A 17,031-nucleotide genomic window follows, 5' to 3' on the forward strand; every position below is an offset into this window, starting at 1 on the left:
AGGTGATCCAGTTGACCTCGACAGAAAGGGACGGATAACCGGTGTCGACGCCGTTCTATGTCTCCCCCCAGCAGGCGATGGCCGACCGGGCGGAGTACGCCCGCAAGGGCATCGCCCGTGGCCGCAGCCTGGTCGTGCTGCAGTACGCCGACGGCATCGTCTTCGTCGGCGAGAACCCGTCCCGCGCGCTGCACAAGTTCAGTGAGATCTACGACCGGATCGGCTTCGCGGCCGCCGGCAAGTACAACGAGTACGAAAACCTGCGCATCGGCGGTGTGCGCTATGCCGACCTGCGCGGTTACACCTACGACCGGGACGATGTGACCGCCCGCGGTCTGGCCAACGTCTACGCCCAGACCCTGGGCACGATCTTCTCCTCGGCGGGCGAGAAGCCGTACGAGGTGGAGCTGGTGGTGGCCGAGGTCGGCGAGACCCCGGACGGCGACCAGATCTACCGGCTGCCGCACGACGGTTCGATCGTGGACGAGCACGGCTCGGTCGCGGTCGGTGGCAACGCGGAGCAGATCAGCAGCTATCTCGATCAGCGCCACCAGGACGGCATGAGCCTGGCCGAGGCGCTCCGGCTGGCCGTGACGGCCCTGTCCCGCGACACGAACGGCAGCGAGCGGGAGATTCCCGCCGAGCGCCTGGAGGTCGCGGTCCTGGACCGCACGCGTCCGCAGGCCCGCAAGTTCAAGCGGATCGTGGGCCGTCAGCTCGGCCGCCTCCTGGAAACCGGCGGCGCGACCACGGAGGCCGAGAGCTCCGACGAGGCTGCGAACTCCGACGAGGAGTAGTCCGCAACCTTCTAGCTCCTCTCACCCTTGTGTGCCCCGGCCGGTGGATCGGCCGGGGCACAGGGCGTTCAGGAGGCCTGGCGGCCCGTAGGTGCAGGAGTTCTAGCGGATCGCCGGTCGCCCGGCTCGGCCGCCTTCCGGTGAGCGGCGGAGCCGCCGCCGAGGTCGAGAGCTCCGGCCAGGAGCAGTCCTTGTGTGCCCCTACGGGTGGATCGGCCGGGGCACAAGGCGTTCAGGAGGGCCCCGGGGGCCCTGTGGAACCCCGTACGACCAAGTCGACGGGGATGTCGCCCGCCTCCGGTTCCTGGCCTTCGAGGACGGCCAGGAGGGCTTGCATGCCGCGTTCGCCGAAGAGTTCGGCGTCGAGGCGTACGGTCGTCAGTTCCGGGTCGAGGGCGGTGGCGAGGGCGAGGTCGTCGAGGCCGGTGACGGAGAGGTCGTCGGGGATGCGCAGGCCGAGGCGGCGGGCGGCCTTGTAGGCGCCGGCGGCCAGTTTGTCGTCGTCGCAGACGAGGGCCGTGGGCCTGGGTCCGGGCGCGGACAGGGCGGCCTCGGCGGCGGTCAGGGCGTCGTCGATGGAGATGGGGGCGCGCGCGGTGCGTACGGTCGTGCCGGTCACTGCGGCCACCCGGGCGGCGAGTTCGCGGGCGCGTACTTCGAAGGTCCAGGAGGGCACGTCCGCGGCCAGGTGCAGGAAGTGGCGGTGGCCCAGGTTCAGCAGGTGTTCGGCGACCTGGCGGACGCCGTCGGCGATGTCGAGGTTGACGGTGGCCGCGCCGAGGCTGCCGTCGGGGTCGCTGTCGAGCATGACCAGGGGCAGTTGGTCGCCGCGGATGGCGCTGAGGGCGTCGGCGGCCATGGAGGAGGCGATGACGCCGTCGAGGGCGGCCTGGGCGGAGGCGAAGGGGTCGCGGGCGGGGCCGATGCCTTCGGGGGAGGGGTAGAGGACCACGCCGAAGCCGTGCTCGGCGGCCACGCGCGCGGCGCCGGTGTAGACGCCGGCGAAGAATTCGGTGGTCAGCGCGGGGACGACGAGGAGGACGGTGCGGGTGCGGCCGAGCCGCAGGTTGCGGGCGGCGAGGTTGGGGCGGTAGCCGAGGTCGCGTGCTGCTGCCCGTACGCGCTCGGCGGTGGTCTCGGAGACGCGGCCGCGCCATTTGTCGCCCAGCACGAGTGATACGGCGGCCTGGGAGACGCCTGCCGCCTGTGCGACGTCGCGGCTGGTCGGGCGCGTGCTGCTGCGTGCCACCGGGAGCCTGCTCCTCTTGGAGGGGTTTTTCGCCTGGACTGCGAACAGCGCACATGCTACGTATGGGAACCGAGGTTATACGTAAAACTTGGAGGCGGGACATGGCCGCGGGGTATCTGGAGATCCTCAGGGCACGGCACGTGGTCCGTCTGCTGACGGGCACGCTGGTGGGACGGCTGCCCAATGCGACCGCCGCGATCGCCCTGGTGCTCTTCGTGCGGGCCGAGGGCGGCACCTACAGCCTGGCGGGCGGGCTCGCGGCGGTGTACGGCATCGCCAACGCGGTCGGGCAGCCCGTGCTGGGCCGGCTGGTGGACCTGCACGGGCAGCCGCGCGTCCAGCTGCCCGCGGCCGTCCTGTCGGCCCTCGCGATGGCGGGCTTCGCTTTCTCGGGCACCGACCCGCTGGTGCTCGCGTACGCGTGCGTAGCGGCCGCCGGCCTTTTCACGCCTCCCCTGGAGGGCGGACTGCGGGCCCTGTGGCCGTCCGTGCTGCGCCGCGAGGGTCAGGTGCACACCGCGTACGCCCTGGACGCCGTGGCGCAGGAAATCATGTTCACGGTCGGCCCGTTGCTGGTGACCCTGTGCGTGGCGCTGTGGTCGGAGCGGGCGGCCCTGCTGGTGCTGAACGCGGTGGGTGTGCTCGGCGCCCTGTCCGTGGTCGTCTCCAAGCCCTCGCGCGCGTGGCGTTCGGCTCCGCGTGAGGCGCACTGGCTCGGCGCCCTGCGCTCGCCAGGACTGCTCGCCCTGCTGGGCGCGTTCCTGTTCATCGGTATCGCGCTGGGCTCCATCATGGTGGCGTCCGTGCCGTATGCGGACGACCACGGTGGGGACGCGGTGTACGGCTGGCTGATGGCTGCCCTGGGGCTCGGCGCGCTCATCGGCGGCAGTGTCTACGGGGCCCGGCAGTGGACCGGCGAGCCCGGGCGCCGACTGCAGGTGCTGGTGGCCCTTCTGGCGGTGTGTTACCTGCCGCTGACTCTGATGCCCGGCGCGGTCGCGATGGTGGCGCTGACGGTGGTCGCCGGGCTCTTCCTGGCGCCCGCCATCGCCTGTGCGTTCGTGCTCGTCGACCGGCACGCGCCTCGCGGCACTGTCACCGAGGCGTTCTCCTGGCTTGTGACGACGTTCACCGTGGGGACCTCGGTGGGAACGGGTCTGGCGGGCCCGGTCGTCGAGGCGGGCGGGGCCCTGTGGGGGTTCGCGATACCCGGTGCGGCGGGCGGTGTGTCCCTGCTGGTTCTGCTGGCCACCGGACGGGTCCTCGCAGCTCCCGCGGGGGGTGCGGTGGTTGCGGCTTCATCGGAAAATGATCCGAACCGAGCGGTCGAACCCCGTTTCAGCTCAGGGGATCGGGCGTAATGTTCACTCATGGACCGCCGCATTTTCGGGCTGGAGAACGAGTACGGCGTCACGTGTACGTTCAGGGGACAGCGCCGCCTGTCTCCCGACGAGGTGGCGCGGTACCTCTTCCGCCGTGTCGTGTCATGGGGCCGCAGCAGCAATGTCTTTCTGCGAAACGGCGCCCGCCTCTATCTCGACGTGGGCTCACATCCGGAATACGCGACACCCGAATGTGACAACGTGACCGAACTGGTCACCCACGACAAGGCCGGCGAACGCATTCTGGAAGGGCTACTGGTAGACGCCGAACGACGCCTGCACGAGGAAGGAATCGCGGGCGACGTCTACCTCTTCAAGAACAACACCGACTCGGCGGGCAACTCCTACGGCTGCCACGAGAACTATCTCGTCGCGCGCCACGGGGAGTTCTCCCGGCTCGCGGACATCCTCATTCCGTTCCTGGTCACCCGCCAGCTGCTGTGCGGCGCGGGCAAGGTGCTGCAGACGCCGCGCGGTGCCGTCTACTGCGTCAGCCAGCGCGCCGAGCACATCTGGGAGGGCGTCTCCTCGGCGACGACCCGCTCCAGGCCGATCATCAACACCCGCGACGAACCGCACGCGGACGCCGAGCGCTACCGCCGCCTGCACGTCATCGTGGGCGACTCGAACATGTCCGAGACGACCATGCTGCTCAAGGTCGGGGCCACCGACCTGGTGCTGCGCATGATCGAGGCGGGCACGGTGATGCGGGACCTGACCCTGGAGAACCCCATCCGGGCCATCCGCGAGGTCAGCCACGACATCACCGGCCGGCGCAAGGTGCGCCTGGCCAGCGGACGCGAGGCCTCCGCCCTGGAGGTGCAGCGCGAGTACTACGAGAAGGCCGTGGACTTCTGCGAGCGCCGCGGCATCCGCACCGGCACCGTCGAGCAGGTCCTGGAGCTGTGGGGCCGCACGCTGGACGCGATCGAGGCCGAGGACCTCGACAAGATCGGCACCGAGATCGACTGGGTCATGAAGTACCAGCTCATCGAGCGGTACCGGGCCAAGCACAACATGACCATGTCCCACCCGAGGGTCGCGCAGATAGACCTCGCCTATCACGACATCCACCGCCGTCGTGGCCTGTACTACCTGCTCGAGAAGAAGGGTCAAGCAACGCGGATCTGCAGCGACTTGAAGATCTTCGAGGGCAAGTCCGTTCCCCCGCAGACCACCAGGGCCCGGCTGCGCGGCGACTTCATCCGCAGGGCCCAGGAGCAGCGCCGGGACTTCACGGTCGACTGGGTGCACCTCAAGCTCAACGACCAGGCGCAGCGCACCGTGTTGTGCAAGGACCCGTTCCGTTCGGTGGACGACCGGGTGGAGAAGCTCATCGCGGGAATGTGAGCAACGCGTTCCGGTGAACCACTGGAACGCAACACGGGCGCCGTACGTTTCCAGTACGGCGCCCTTCTCACGCCGTAGAGTTGCGCGCACGCCATCCACAAGATCGACCGATACGAGGGCCCCCACCGTGCGCCGACGCTCCCTACTCATCGCCGTACCCGCAGGACTGGTCACGCTCGCCGGATGCGGCGACGACAAGAAGTCCGACTCGAGCAAGGCCAGCGACAGCGCGTCGCCCTCCGCACCGGCCACGTCCGCGGCGCCGCCGCCGAAGATCGTGGACGGTCCGCTGCCGGCCGTCACCGCGGGTGCGAAGTTCGGTGCGAAGCCCACCGTCGCCAAGGGCACGGGCACCCCGTCGAAGAACCTCGCGGTGAAGACGCTGATCGCCGGATCGGGCAAAACGGTCGCGGAGAACGACTACATCCAGGCGCACTACCTGGGCCAGGTGTGGGACACGGCGAAGGTCTTCGACAACTCCTACGACCGCAAGACCCCGCTGCTCATCCAGCTCGCCCAGGGCAGCATCATCGACGGCTGGCGCTATGCGCTCGCGGGCAAGAAGGCCGGCAGCCGCGTCATCTTCTCCGTGCCCCCCACCTGGGGTTACGGCAAGGAGGGGAACTCGCAGGCGGGCATCAAGGGCACCGACACCCTGGTCTTCGTCGCCGACATCCAGGCCACGTTCAACGCGTCCAGCTCCGCCAAGGGCACCGACGTCCCGCAGAACGACGCGGCCCTGCCGAAGGTCGGCACCAACACCGACGGCAAGGCGCCCTCCATCGACATCCCCAAGAAGGACGCGCCGACCGAACTGGTCGCGAAGTACGTCATCGAGGGCGACGGCGACGTGGTGGCCGCCAAGGACAGCGTGCTCGTGCAGTACAAGGGCGTGTTCTGGGACAACGGCAAGGAGTTCGACTCGACGTACAGCCACAAGGCGCTCACGTCGTTCGGGCTGCAGCAGGTCGTCAAGGGCTGGGCGCAGGGACTGACCGGCAAGAAAGTGGGCAGCCGGGTCCTCATCGTCATCCCGCCGAAGCTGGGCTACGGCGACAAGCCGCCGGCCGGCAGCGGCATCAAGAAGGACTCCGTACTGGTCTTCACCGTCGACATCCTCGCGAAGATGTGAGTTCGGTGAGGTGTAAGACTGTGCGTGTTGCCTTTCCGAAGACAAGCAGGAGCTGAAAGACGTGAGCATCGACAAGCCCGAGATCGACTTCCCGGGCGGCGAGCCCCCGGCTGATCTCGAGATCAAGGACATCTGGGAGGGCGACGGAGCTGTTGCGCAGGCGGGCCAGACCGTCACCGTCCACTACGTGGGCGTCGCGTTCAGCACCGGTGAGGAGTTCGACGCCAGCTGGAACCGCGGCACTCCGTTCCGCTTCCCGCTGGGCGGCGGCCGCGTCATCAAGGGCTGGGACCTGGGCGTGCAGGGCATGAAGGTCGGCGGCCGTCGCCAGCTGACCATCCCGGCCCACCTCGCCTACGGCAACCAGAGCCCGACCCCCGCGATCCAGCCGGGCGAGACGCTGATCTTCGTGGTCGACCTCGTCGCCGTCTGATCCCCGGATCCGACCGGACCCGATCAACTGAGGGCCCATGCCTGTCCAGGCATGGGCCCTCGGCTTTTGCCACGCCACTTCGGGGCGGTACGGTCAACGTCGTCAAGCACCATAGGGAGGCGAAGGGCGTCGATGGCCATTGCCAAGGCCGAGCGGCTGATGAACCTGGCGCTGTGTCTGCTCGGGACCCGACGGCCGCTCAGCAAGCGCGAGCTGCGCGAGTCCATCGAGGCGTATCTGGAGGCGAACTCGGAGGACGCCTTCAGCCGCATGTTCGAGCGCGACAAGGACGATCTGCGCGAACTCGGCCTGGTCATCGAGACGGTGGAGAACCTCGACGGCGAAACCGGCTATCTGGCCCGCCGCGACAGCAACCGCCTGCCGCCCATCACGCTCGACGCCGAGGAGGCCGCGGCTCTCGGTCTCGCCGCCAAGGTGTGGCAGCAGGCGCGGCTCGCGGGCGCGGCGAGCGGCGCCCTGCAGAAGCTGCGCGCGGCGGGCCTGCCCGAGGACGTCGACCCGTACGAGGCCCATGGGGCGCTGGAACCGCGCATCCCGGTGCACGAGGCCGCGTTCGAACCGCTGATGCTGGCCTGCCGCGACCGCCGCCCGGTCTCCTTCGACTACCGCAAGGCCACCGCCGCCCATCCCGAGCCCCGGCATGTCGAGCCGTGGGCGCTGGAGTGCTGGCGCGGCCACTGGTACCTGGCGGGCTGGGACCGCGACCGCAGCGCCGAGCGGGTCTTCAGGCTTTCGCGGATCACGGGCAGGGTGCGCAGCCGCGGCGGGCGGTTCACCGTCCCGGTGCCCGATGTGGTCACCGTCCGCGAGACCGTGGCGAGCTGGGCGGGGGAGACCGCCGACCGTTCCGCGCTGATCCGGCTGCGCTCGGGGTCGGGGTACCCCCTTCGGGCGAAGGCCACGGCGGTGCGGGAACTCGGCGACGGCTGGGACGAGTTGGAGATTCCGTACGGGCACGGGCTGGACGCCTGGCTGGTGGAGTTCGGGCCGGACGTGGTGGTCCTCGAGCCGGCCGAGCTGCGTGCCGACGTGGTGGACCGGCTGCGCGCAGTGGCCAAGGGCTGAGGGGGAGCGGAGCAGGACTGTGGCAGGCAAACCGGTCAGGCCAGTGAACGCCATCGACCAGACCCGGCGGATGCTCTCGCTGGTGACCTATCTGAAGGAGCGCCCCGGGGCCCGGGTCGAGGACGTGGCGCGCGCCTTCGGTATCACCGAGGACGAGCTGGTCTCCGACCTCGATGTGCTGCCCATGTGCGGCACCAGCTTCCGCGGCGGCGATCTGCTCGACATCGACACCGACGGCGAGCGCATCTGGTGGCACAACCCCGCGGCGCTCGGCGAGGAGACGGCGGATCCGCTGCGCCTCGCCGCCGACGAGGCGACCGCGCTGCTGGTGGCCGCCCGCGCGGTGTCCACCCTGCCCGGGCTGCGCGAGGGCGACCGGCAGGCGCTGCTGCGCGCCACCGCCAAGGTGGAGGCGGCGGCGGGCGAGACGGCGGGCGCCAGCTCCCGGCTGTCGGTGACCTTCGAGTCCGAGGGCGGCGTCTTCGCCGACGTCGACCGGGCGATCGCGGAGCGCCGCCGGCTGTGGATCCGCTACTACTCGCCCGCGCGCGACGAGCTCACCGAGCGTGAGATCGACCCCATCCGGCTGGTCAGCGTCGGGCACACCTACGTCGAGGCCTGGTGCCGCCGCTCCGAGGCGCGCCGCACCTTCCGGCTCGACCGGGTCGCCGAGATCAAGATCCTCGACGAGCCGTCCGCGCCGCCCGAGATCGAGCTGCGGGACCTGTCCGAGGCGCTGGTGCAGCCCGCCGCGGAGGACCCCGAGGTCGTCGTCGAGGTCGGCCCCGGAGGCCGCTGGGTCGCCGAGTACTACCCGCACGACAGTGCGGATGAGCTTGCGGACGGCGGGCTGCGTATCACCCTGCGCACGCCCGACCCGGCCTCGCTGCGGCGGCTGGCGCTGCGCCTGGGCCGCGACGGGCGGATCGTCGCCCCGCGCGACCTCGCCGACAGCGCCCGGCAGGCGGCCCGGGAGGCGCTGGCGGCGTACGACGGGGTGGAGGCGCAGGGGGCGCACGGTGAGCTTGCGGTTGACGGAGGACAGTACGACGGGCGGGAGTGAGCCGTAGAGTGCGCCGGTGCGGGGAGGAGCGCGCGAGGGCCGCGGGGCCGGGCGCGGTCGTCGATGCGGCACCGGCCGGGAGACCGGCGGCGAACGACCAGAAGTAGAGGAGCAGCAGCTGTGAGCGAGTCGTCGGTGTCTGGGGTGGCCGGTGCGCGGGACATGTCGGTCGCGGCGGCCTTCGCCGGGATGAGAAGCGTCTCGCCGGTGACGTTCCGGGCGGGCTGCCCGGACTGCCGCGGCAGCTTCGAGCTCGCGGCCGCCGCGCTGCGCCTGGCCATCGGCGCGTCGAGCCGCACCACCTTCTACTCCTTCACCTGCCCCGACTGCGGTGCCTCGGTCCGCAAGCCTGCAGGGGAGCGGATCGTCCAGCTGCTGACCGGCGGCGGGGTCCGGACCCTGCGGCTGCACTCCACCCTCTAGGCTCGACCCCATGTTCTGGCCGATGTTCGCGGTAGCCGTGGGTTTTCTGGGTCTCGCCGTGCTCGGGGTGTTCGCCGTGCGGGTGTTCCTGGAGGCGCAGCGCCTGGGCAGGCAGGTGACGGACTCCGCGCGCCGTATCAACCGTGCCGCCGAGGACCTGGAGCGGGCGGCCATGAGCACGGCCCGCGCCGTGGACTCCCTCTGAGCGGTGCCGTGCGAGGCGTGCGAGTCCTGCGCCCACGGTGGTTCGGGCCACTTCGGCCTGTCACCGGGGCCACCCCGGCAGGTACGCTGCTGGTCGCGGCCCGGAGAACGAGGCCCGAGCCGCTGACCGGGAGTACGCACGGGGATTGCCTCACGTTTACCCCTGAGCGTTACGATCGCTGTCAACACGGTCGATCGGTCATGTGTCCGACCGGCCGGACAGCACCCCACCCCAGCCGCCTCGGTGAGAAGGTAAAGACTTATGTTCGGAAGGCTCGGCGCCCCCGAGATCATTCTCATCCTCGTCGTCGTCATCCTGCTGTTCGGCGCGAAGAAGCTTCCCGACATGGCGCGCTCGCTCGGCAAGTCCGCTCGCATCCTCAAGAGCGAGGCCAAGGCGATGAAGGAGGACGGCAGCGGCACGGCGACGCCGGCCGGCCCGCCCACCACCGGCGAGCAGCCCCCGGCGACGCGCACCATCCAGGCCTCTCCCGGCGATGTGACCAGCTCCCGCCCGGTCACCGAGCCGACGGACACCACGAAGGCCTGATGCAGGGCCGGACGCCTCCGGCCTGCCGCACGAGATGAGGATGTGGGTTGCCCAAGCCTGCCCGCAAGAAGGAGAAGGATCCCGAGGGGCGGATGCCCCTTGCGGATCACCTTCGTGAGCTCCGCAACCGGCTCGCGAAGGCGATGCTGGCGATCGTGCTCGTCACGGCCGTTGCCGCCTTCTTCTACAACGACATCATCAACTTCATCACCAAGCCGGTGCTGGACTCCGTCGGCTGCGGCCAGACCTTCGAACAGCTGGCGAAGTCGCACGAGAAGACCCACCAGTGCGCGCAGATCACGATCAACGGTCTGCTCACGCCCTTCACGCTGGCGCTGAAGGTGTCCCTGATGGCCGGCGTGGTGCTGGCCTCGCCGGTGTGGCTGTACCAGCTGTGGGCCTTCGTGGCGCCCGGACTGCACCGCCACGAGCGCAAGTACGCCTACGCGTTCGTCGGCACCGGTGCGCCGCTGTTCCTCGGCGGCGCCTACTTCGCTTACCGCGTGCTGCCCACCACCGCGAAGGTGCTGATCGGCTTCACCCCGGACGGTGTCAACAACCTGCTGCCGCTGGACGATCTGCTCGACCTCGTCACGCGCATGGTGCTGGTCTTCGGGCTCTCCTTCGAACTTCCGCTGCTGCTGATCATGCTCAACCTCACCGGGGTGCTGACCGGCAAGCGCATGCTCGGCTGGTGGCGCGGCATGATCATGGCGATCACGGTGTTCGCGGCGATCGCGACGCCGAGCACCGACCCGCTGACCATGCTGGCGCTCGCCGGACCGATCTGGGTGCTGTACTTCGGCGCGGTCGTCTTCTCGCTGCTCAACGACCGGCGCAAGCGGCTGCGCGAGGCGGCGGGCCCCGACGACGACGAGGCCTCGGACCTGGACCTCACCCCGGAGGACATCGGCGAGGTAGAGCCGGTCTCCGCGAACCGCGCGCTGCCCGAGCAGGCGACCACGGACCGGGTCAACGGCTACGACGACGTGACCTGAGCGTTCGCCCGCTCCCATCCGCGAGAGGTGCCCCCGTCCCTGGTGACGCGGGCACCTCCCGGTGTTTGACGGACCGGGTTCCGGATAATGATCGTCCTGTTGTCAGTGCGGCCCGGTACGCTCGAAAGCACGATGACAGACGACCTCTCCCCGGCCGAACGGTACGCGGCTGCCCGCAGGCGTGCTGCCGACCAGGCCACCGCGCTCGCCTCGTTCCGCGAGATGTACGACTTCGGCCTCGACCCCTTCCAGATCGAGGCCTGCCGGGCGCTCGAATCCGGCAAGGGCGTACTGGTCGCCGCTCCCACCGGCTCCGGCAAGACGATCGTGGGCGAGTTCGCCGTCCACCTCGCCCTGCAGCAGGGCAAGAAGTGCTTCTACACGACGCCCATCAAGGCGCTGTCGAACCAGAAGTACGCCGACCTCTGCCGCCGATACGGCAGCGACAAGGTGGGCCTGCTCACCGGCGACAACAGCGTCAACTCCGAGGCACCGGTGGTCGTGATGACCACCGAGGTGCTGCGGAACATGCTGTACGCGGGCTCGCAGACCCTCCTCGGCCTCGGTCACGTGGTCATGGACGAGGTGCACTACCTCTCCGACCGCTTCCGCGGCGCCGTATGGGAAGAGGTCATCATCCACCTTCCCGAGTCGGTCACGCTCGTCTCGCTGTCGGCGACGGTCTCCAACGCCGAGGAGTTCGGCGACTGGCTCGACACCGTCCGCGGCGACACCGAGGTGATCGTCTCCGAGCACCGGCCCGTGCCGCTGTTCCAGCACGTGCTCGCCGGGCGGCGGATGTACGACCTGTTCGAGGAGGGCGAGGGCAGCAAGAAGGCCGTCAACCCCGACCTCACCCGCCTGGCCCGGATGGAGGCCCAGCGGCCGTCGTACCAGGACCGCAGACGCGGCCGGGCGATGCGGGAGGCCGACCGTGAGCGTGAGCGCAGACAGCGCTCGCGGGTGTGGACCCCGGGCCGCCCCGAGGTCATCGAGCGCCTCGACGCCGAGGGCCTGCTGCCCGCCATCACCTTCATCTTCAGCCGCGCCGCCTGCGAGGCCGCCGTACAGCAGTGCCTGTACGCGGGCCTGCGGCTCAACGACGACGAGGCGCGGGGGAGGGTGCGCGCCCTGGTCGAGGAGCGCACGGCGTCCATTCCCCGGGAAGACCTGCACGTCCTCGGCTACTACGAATGGCTCGAGGGCCTGGAGCGTGGCATCGCGGCCCACCACGCGGGCATGCTGCCGACCTTCAAGGAGGTCGTCGAGGAGCTGTTCGTGCGCGGCCTGGTCAAGGCCGTGTTCGCGACCGAGACGCTGGCGCTGGGCATCAACATGCCCGCGCGCTCGGTGGTGTTGGAGAAGCTCGTCAAGTGGAACGGCGAGCAGCACGCCGACATCACCCCGGGCGAGTACACCCAGCTGACGGGCCGCGCGGGCCGGCGCGGCATCGATGTCGAGGGCCACGCCGTGGTGCTGTGGCAGCGCGGGATGAGCCCGGAGCACCTGGCCGGACTGGCCGGCACGCGTACGTATCCGCTGCGCTCCAGCTTCAAGCCGTCGTACAACATGGCGGTCAATCTGGTGGAGCAGTTCGGCCGGCATCGCTCGCGCGAGCTGCTGGAGACGTCCTTCGCGCAGTTCCAGGCCGACAAGTCGGTCGTCGGGATCTCCCGGCAGGTGCAGCGCAACGAGGAGGGCCTGGAGGGCTACAAGGCCTCCATGACCTGCCACCTCGGCGACTTCGAGGAGTACGCCCGCCTGCGGCGCGAACTCAAGGACCGGGAGAACGAGTTGGCCCGGCAGGGCGCCGTGGAGCGCCGGGCGGAGGCCGCGGTCGCGCTGGAGAAGCTCAAGCCGGGGGACGTCATCCATGTGCCGACGGGCAAGTACGCCGGTCTCGCACTGGTGCTGGACCCTGGCCTGCCGGCCGGGCGGTCGAACGGCCATCGTGGCTTCGAGCACCATGACGGACCCCGCCCGCTGGTGCTGACCGCCGAGCGGCAGGTGAAGCGACTGGCGTCGATGGACTTCCCGGTACCGGTCGAGGCGCTGGAGCGGATGCGCATCCCGAAGTCCTTCAACCCCCGCTCGCCGCAGTCCCGTCGGGACCTCGCCTCCGCGCTGCGCAGCAAGGCCGGGCACATCCCGCCGGAGCGGGCCCGCAAGAAGCGGTCGCAGGCCGCCGACGACCGCGAGATCGCACGGCTGCGCACCGCCATCCGCGCACACCCCTGCCATGGGTGCAACGACCGCGAGGACCACGCGCGTTGGGCCGAGCGGTATCACCGGCTGCTGCGCGACACCTCGCAGCTGGAGCGGCGCATCGAGGGCCGCACCAACACGATCGCGCGGACCTTCGACCGGATCGTCGCGCTGCTGACCGAGCTGGACTATCTGCGCGGCGACGAGGCCACCGAGCACGGCAGGCGGCTCGCGCGGCTGTACGGCGAGCTCGATCTGCTGGCCAGCGAGTGTCTGCGGGCCGGGGTCTGGGAAGGGCTCGCTCCCGCCGAACTGGCGGCCTGCGTCTCGGCGTTGGTGTACGAGTCGCGGGTCGGCGACGACGCGATGGCGCCCAAGCTGCCGTCCGGCAGGGCCAAGGCCGCGCTCGGCGAGATGGTGCGGATCTGGGGGCGGCTGGACGCGCTGGAGGAGGACTTCCGGATCACGCAGACCGAGGGGGTCGGGCAGCGGGAGCCCGATCTCGGGTTCGCCTGGGCCGCGTACATGTGGGCCTCGGGCAAGGGGCTCGACGAGGTGCTCCGGGAGGCGGAGATGCCGGCCGGGGACTTCGTGCGGTGGTGCAAGCAGGTGATCGATGTGCTGGGGCAGATCGCGGCGGCGGCGCCCGTTTCCGGGGTGGAGGGGTCTTCGGTTTCGAAGGCTGCCCGTAAGGCTGTTGATCTGTTGCTGCGGGGGGTTGTCGCCTACTCGTCGGTGGGGTGAGGGTTTTTGACGGCGGGTGCGGGTTCGTTGTGGCTTGTCGCGCAGTTCCCCGCGCCCCCGAAGACTCGCGCCGTTCACTCGTCACGGTGAGTGGTTTTCGTATGCGCGTGCGCCGTCACTTGGCGTGTTCGGTTGGGATCTGAGCGTATAAATGGGGCCGAGGGTACTCCTCGCCCGTGCCCCGTTTCAGGTGCTTGCTGAATATGACCCGGCGATGATCCGGTCGGACTAAGCTCGCCCGCAGCGCACCGAGTTGAGGTGTATTCGTGCGCTTGTTCCCCATATGTGCGACTTCCCCTCGATTCGTTTCAGAAGGCCTACATGGTGAGTGTCCAATCCCCTCCCCAGCGCCGTGAACTTCCCTATGCACGTGTGCTTTTGCTGCCCGCCATAGTGATGGCCGCGGCGACCGGAGCAGCTGCCGCTGTGGTGTCCGGGCCGGCCCGGACAGCCGTCGTCTGGTGCGGCGTCGTCGCCACGCTGCTCGTGATCGCGACAGCGGCCGAAGCCGTACGACGCGGACGCGCCCTGCGGGCCGTGCGCGAAGAGAGCCTCCGTCACGCCGCGTATCTGGAACGGCGTGTCGCCGGGCACGAGCAGGACATGCACCGGCTCGCGCACGAGATCACGCCGACCGCCATCTACTACCTGCGGGGCGGCAATTCCCCCGGAGAGGTGATTCGCCAACTCGGCGACATGGACCCCTCCTACCGCGATCTGCCCAAGGCCCAGGTGGCGTTGATCAAGCGGGTGCTCGACATCGTCGACACCGAGGAAGCCATGCGGGACTCCTCGCAGCGCGCCTTCGTCAGCATTGCCCGGCGCGTCCAGGCGATCGTCCACCAACAGGCCAAGGAACTCCGGGAGATGGAGGAGGACCACGGCCGTAATCCCGAGGTCTTCGACGACCTGCTGCGCATCGACCACGGCACCGCGCTGATCGGCAGACTCGCCGACTCGATCTCCGTGCTCGGCGGCGGCCGTCCCGGCCGCCAGTGGCCGCAGCCCGTCCCGCTGTACAGCGTGCTGCGCGGCGCCATGTCCCGGATCCTGGAGTACCGGCGCATCTCGCTCGACAACATCGCCAAGGTCAACATCCGCGGCATCTCCGTCGAGCCGGTCATCCACGCCTGCGCCGAACTCCTCGACAACGCCACGCGCTACTCGCCCCCGCAGACCAAGGTGCACGTCACCGCCTCCGAGGTGCAGACCGGCATCGCGATCGAGATCGAGGACGCCGGCATCAGCCTCAGCGAGGAGGCCCGCGCCCGGGCCGAGGGCATGCTGGAGCGCGCCCAGGCCGGGGTCGACCTGCAGGACCTCGGCGAGTCCCCGCGCCTCGGTCTCGCCGTCGTCGGCCGTCTGTGCAAGGCGTTCGACATGCAGATCTCGCTGCGCTCCTCGGCGTACGGCGGCGTCCGCGCCGTCCTCGTCGTGCCGCGCGTGATGATGACCAGCGACCCCGCGCCCGGCCTCGCCCACGGCGTCGGCGCCACCGCCGCCCCCAAGCTCGACATCGGCGGCATCGAGGGTCCCAAGCGCGCACCCAAGCGGCGGCGTCCCACCAGCCCGCGCATCCCGGCCGGCGTGTCCATGGAGGACGAGGTCCCCGAGGTCACCGAATGGACCGCCGGCGGTCTGCCCCAGCGACGCAGTCGCGTCAAGATCCCGCTCAGCCAGCGGCTCGCCGAACAGGCCGCCGCCGAAGAGGCGGAGCGGGAGGCCCAGGCGGCGCGGCCCTCCTGGGCGGCCCCGGTCGAACCGGAGCCGGAGAAGGAGCCCGAACCCGGGCTCTGGGTCGAGGCGTTCTGGGAGGGACTCAAGGGCGACCCGGACCCGACCGCATTCACCCAGCCGACCAACGAGCCGGCCCGTATCGAGGCCGACGACGAGAGGGACCACAAGTGATCCAGCAGCGAGCCAACTTCGACTGGATGCTCAAGGATCTCGCTGACGGAGTACCGGGCATCGAGATGATCGTGGTGCTCTCCGCCGACGGCCTGCGCATCGCCCGCTACGGCGGAGACCCCGACGCCGCCGACCGCGTCGCCGCCGCCTGCGCGGGACTGCAGAGCCTGGCCGGTGCCGTCGCCCATGAGATCCCCGGCAGCGACGGCCGGATGAAGCTGGTCATCATCGAGATCAACGGCGGCTACTTCTATCTGATGGCCGCGGGGGCCAACGCCTATCTGGCGGTGCTCTCCGACGTGGTCGCCGAACCCGGGCTGATGAGCAACCGCATGCGCGACCTCGTCGTACGCATCGGGGCCCATCTCACCAGCCCGCCCAGGCGCAACGGGCAGACCGTATGACTCCTCCTCAACGCCGGCGGCGACATCCCAGTCAGGAAACCGCACAACCTCCCCCGAAACCGAAGCCCGCAAAAACGGGCGAGACCAAGGCCCCGGAGCGGCTCTACGTGGTCGCCGGACCCGACGGGGAGCGCGCGGACATCGACCTCGTCACGTTGATCGTGGCGCGCGCCGATCCACCGCCCTCGGCCACCCCGGAGCAGGCGGCGATGCTCCGCCTGTGCACGGCACCCATCTCGGTGGCCGAACTCTCGGCCTATCTGAGTCTGCCGTTCAGCGTGGTGACCGTGCTGCTCACCGAGATGCTGACGGCGGAGCTGGTGCAGGCGCGCGCCCCGATCGTCCGGCAGGCGCTCCCCGACCGTTCCCTCCTCGAAGCGGTGATGCATGGACTTCAAAGGCTCTGACACCATCCCCGGACCACGCGCAGAGGATCATCTGCCGCACACGGCCCAGGCGGCGGTGAAGATCGTGATCGTGGGCGGCTTCGGAGTCGGCAAGACGACGATGGTCGGCTCGGTCAGCGAGATCAGGCCGCTGACCACCGAAGAGACCATGACCCAGGCCGGCATCGGGGTCGACGACAACTTCGGCTCCGAGACCAAGACGGCCACCACCGTCGCCATGGACTTCGGCCGCATCAGCATCACCGACCAGCTGGTGCTCTATCTCTTCGGCACCCCCGGCCAGGAGCGCTTCTGGTTCCTGTGGAACGGGCTGTTCGAGGGCGCGCTCGGCGCGGTCGTACTGATCGACACCCGACGCCTCGAGGTCAGCTTCGACGTCATAGGCCGCCTGGAGGAGCGCGGCGTGCCCTTCGTGGTCGCCGTCAACTCCTTCCCCGACGGCCCCCGTTACCCCATCCCCGAGCTGCGCACCGCACTCGACCTGCCCGACGAGATCCCGATCATCGAGTGCGACGCGCGCCGGCGGGCCTCCAGCCGGGACGTCCTGATGACCCTGCTGCGCTTCCTGCACTCGCTGGCGCTGGCGAAGGCACGCACATGAGCCCGCGCCGGCCGAGCCACCGGGCCGCCGTGCGGCCGCGCCCACCTCACCCCCTTTTGCAGACCGGATCTCCACTTCAGCTTCGGAGCGATCAT

Annotated in this window: 17 protein-coding genes; 16 read left to right on the forward strand and 1 reads right to left on the reverse strand. The window is 70.0% G+C overall.

Annotated features, from left to right (window positions below; all coding sequences use genetic code 11):
• Positions 1-41: 41 nt before the first annotated feature.
• Positions 42-797, forward strand: a complete 756-nt coding sequence (gene prcA, locus JYK17_RS25215; protein WP_108011736.1) for a proteasome subunit alpha — start codon at positions 42-44, stop codon at positions 795-797.
• 232 nt (positions 798-1,029) lie between these two features.
• Here the strand turns inward: prcA and JYK17_RS25220 are convergent, their stop codons facing one another.
• Positions 1,030-2,046, reverse strand: a complete 1,017-nt coding sequence (locus JYK17_RS25220) for a LacI family DNA-binding transcriptional regulator (RefSeq protein WP_222811232.1) — start codon at positions 2,044-2,046, stop codon at positions 1,030-1,032.
• Positions 2,047-2,147: 101 nt separating this feature from the next.
• Here JYK17_RS25220 and JYK17_RS25225 point away from each other — a divergent pair, with 101 nt between their 5' ends.
• From JYK17_RS25225 to JYK17_RS25295, 15 genes are all read left to right on the forward strand, one after another.
• Positions 2,148-3,407, forward strand: coding sequence for an MFS transporter (locus JYK17_RS25225; RefSeq protein WP_108011732.1), 1,260 nt, complete (start codon positions 2,148-2,150; stop codon positions 3,405-3,407).
• 9 nt (positions 3,408-3,416) lie between these two features.
• Complete coding sequence (gene pafA / locus JYK17_RS25230) at positions 3,417-4,778, forward strand: Pup--protein ligase (RefSeq protein WP_108011730.1); 1,362 nt, start codon at positions 3,417-3,419, stop codon at positions 4,776-4,778.
• Positions 4,779-4,905: 127 nt separating this feature from the next.
• Positions 4,906-5,910 carry an FKBP-type peptidyl-prolyl cis-trans isomerase gene (locus JYK17_RS25235; RefSeq protein ID WP_108011729.1) on the forward strand — a complete coding sequence of 335 codons (1,005 nt, stop codon included), beginning with the start codon at positions 4,906-4,908 and terminating at the stop codon, positions 5,908-5,910.
• A gap of 61 nt (positions 5,911-5,971) precedes the next feature.
• Positions 5,972-6,343: an FKBP-type peptidyl-prolyl cis-trans isomerase gene (locus tag JYK17_RS25240; RefSeq protein ID WP_108011728.1), complete on the forward strand. Its 372-nt coding sequence runs from the start codon at positions 5,972-5,974 to the stop codon at positions 6,341-6,343.
• Between the two features lie 132 nt (positions 6,344-6,475).
• Positions 6,476-7,429, forward strand: coding sequence for a helix-turn-helix transcriptional regulator (locus JYK17_RS25245; protein WP_108011726.1), 954 nt, complete (start codon positions 6,476-6,478; stop codon positions 7,427-7,429).
• 19 nt (positions 7,430-7,448) lie between these two features.
• The gene (locus tag JYK17_RS25250; protein WP_108011724.1) at positions 7,449-8,492 is read left to right on the forward strand and encodes a helix-turn-helix transcriptional regulator; all 1,044 of its coding nucleotides are present in this window, start codon (positions 7,449-7,451) and stop codon (positions 8,490-8,492) included.
• Between the two features lie 120 nt (positions 8,493-8,612).
• Entirely contained in the window at positions 8,613-8,915 is a 303-nt protein-coding gene (locus JYK17_RS25255; protein ID WP_181362436.1) for a hypothetical protein, read from the forward strand.
• Between the two features lie 10 nt (positions 8,916-8,925).
• Complete coding sequence (locus tag JYK17_RS25260) at positions 8,926-9,120, forward strand: hypothetical protein (protein ID WP_108011722.1); 195 nt, start codon at positions 8,926-8,928, stop codon at positions 9,118-9,120.
• Positions 9,121-9,381: 261 nt separating this feature from the next.
• Positions 9,382-9,669: a Sec-independent protein translocase subunit TatA gene (gene tatA / locus JYK17_RS25265; protein ID WP_108011720.1), complete on the forward strand. Its 288-nt coding sequence runs from the start codon at positions 9,382-9,384 to the stop codon at positions 9,667-9,669.
• Between the two features lie 47 nt (positions 9,670-9,716).
• Entirely contained in the window at positions 9,717-10,667 is a 951-nt protein-coding gene (gene tatC, locus JYK17_RS25270) for a twin-arginine translocase subunit TatC (protein ID WP_108011718.1), read from the forward strand.
• Positions 10,668-10,754: 87 nt separating this feature from the next.
• The gene (locus JYK17_RS25275; RefSeq protein ID WP_108011716.1) at positions 10,755-13,616 is read left to right on the forward strand and encodes a DEAD/DEAH box helicase; all 2,862 of its coding nucleotides are present in this window, start codon (positions 10,755-10,757) and stop codon (positions 13,614-13,616) included.
• A 321-nt stretch (positions 13,617-13,937) separates the two neighbouring features.
• Positions 13,938-15,524 (forward strand): sensor histidine kinase, encoded by a 1,587-nt coding sequence (locus JYK17_RS25280; RefSeq protein WP_128803537.1) that lies wholly within the window; start codon positions 13,938-13,940, stop codon positions 15,522-15,524.
• On the forward strand, positions 15,521-15,928 hold the full coding sequence (locus tag JYK17_RS25285; protein ID WP_016434374.1) for a roadblock/LC7 domain-containing protein: 408 nt from the start codon (positions 15,521-15,523) through the stop codon (positions 15,926-15,928). The genes JYK17_RS25280 and JYK17_RS25285 overlap by 4 nt, the downstream gene beginning before the upstream one ends.
• Entirely contained in the window at positions 15,925-16,335 is a 411-nt protein-coding gene (locus tag JYK17_RS25290; RefSeq protein ID WP_108011712.1) for a DUF742 domain-containing protein, read from the forward strand. Before JYK17_RS25285 ends, JYK17_RS25290 begins: the two co-directional genes overlap by 4 nt.
• Complete coding sequence (locus JYK17_RS25295; RefSeq protein ID WP_108011710.1) at positions 16,316-16,936, forward strand: GTP-binding protein; 621 nt, start codon at positions 16,316-16,318, stop codon at positions 16,934-16,936. Before JYK17_RS25290 ends, JYK17_RS25295 begins: the two co-directional genes overlap by 20 nt.
• Positions 16,937-17,031: the final 95 nt, after the last annotated feature.

This window comes from Streptomyces plumbidurans (genome assembly GCF_019857225.1).
GTDB lineage: Bacteria > Actinomycetota > Actinomycetes > Streptomycetales > Streptomycetaceae > Streptomyces > Streptomyces plumbidurans.

Excerpts from the sequence above, each read along its gene's own strand:
- JYK17_RS25225 (WP_108011732.1), top strand. The coding sequence starts at position 2,148 with ATGGCCGCGGGGTATCTGGAGATCCTCAGGGCACGGCACGTGGTCCGT.
- pafA (WP_108011730.1), top strand. The coding sequence starts at position 3,417 with ATGGACCGCCGCATTTTCGGGCTGGAGAACGAGTACGGCGTCACGTGT.
- JYK17_RS25245 (WP_108011726.1), top strand. The coding sequence starts at position 6,476 with ATGGCCATTGCCAAGGCCGAGCGGCTGATGAACCTGGCGCTGTGTCTG.
- JYK17_RS25260 (WP_108011722.1), top strand. The coding sequence starts at position 8,926 with ATGTTCTGGCCGATGTTCGCGGTAGCCGTGGGTTTTCTGGGTCTCGCC.
- tatA (WP_108011720.1), top strand. The coding sequence starts at position 9,382 with ATGTTCGGAAGGCTCGGCGCCCCCGAGATCATTCTCATCCTCGTCGTC.
- JYK17_RS25275 (WP_108011716.1), top strand. The coding sequence starts at position 10,755 with ATGATCGTCCTGTTGTCAGTGCGGCCCGGTACGCTCGAAAGCACGATG.
- JYK17_RS25280 (WP_128803537.1), top strand. The coding sequence starts at position 13,938 with ATGGTGAGTGTCCAATCCCCTCCCCAGCGCCGTGAACTTCCCTATGCA.
- JYK17_RS25290 (WP_108011712.1), top strand. The coding sequence starts at position 15,925 with ATGACTCCTCCTCAACGCCGGCGGCGACATCCCAGTCAGGAAACCGCA.
- JYK17_RS25295 (WP_108011710.1), top strand. The coding sequence starts at position 16,316 with ATGGACTTCAAAGGCTCTGACACCATCCCCGGACCACGCGCAGAGGAT.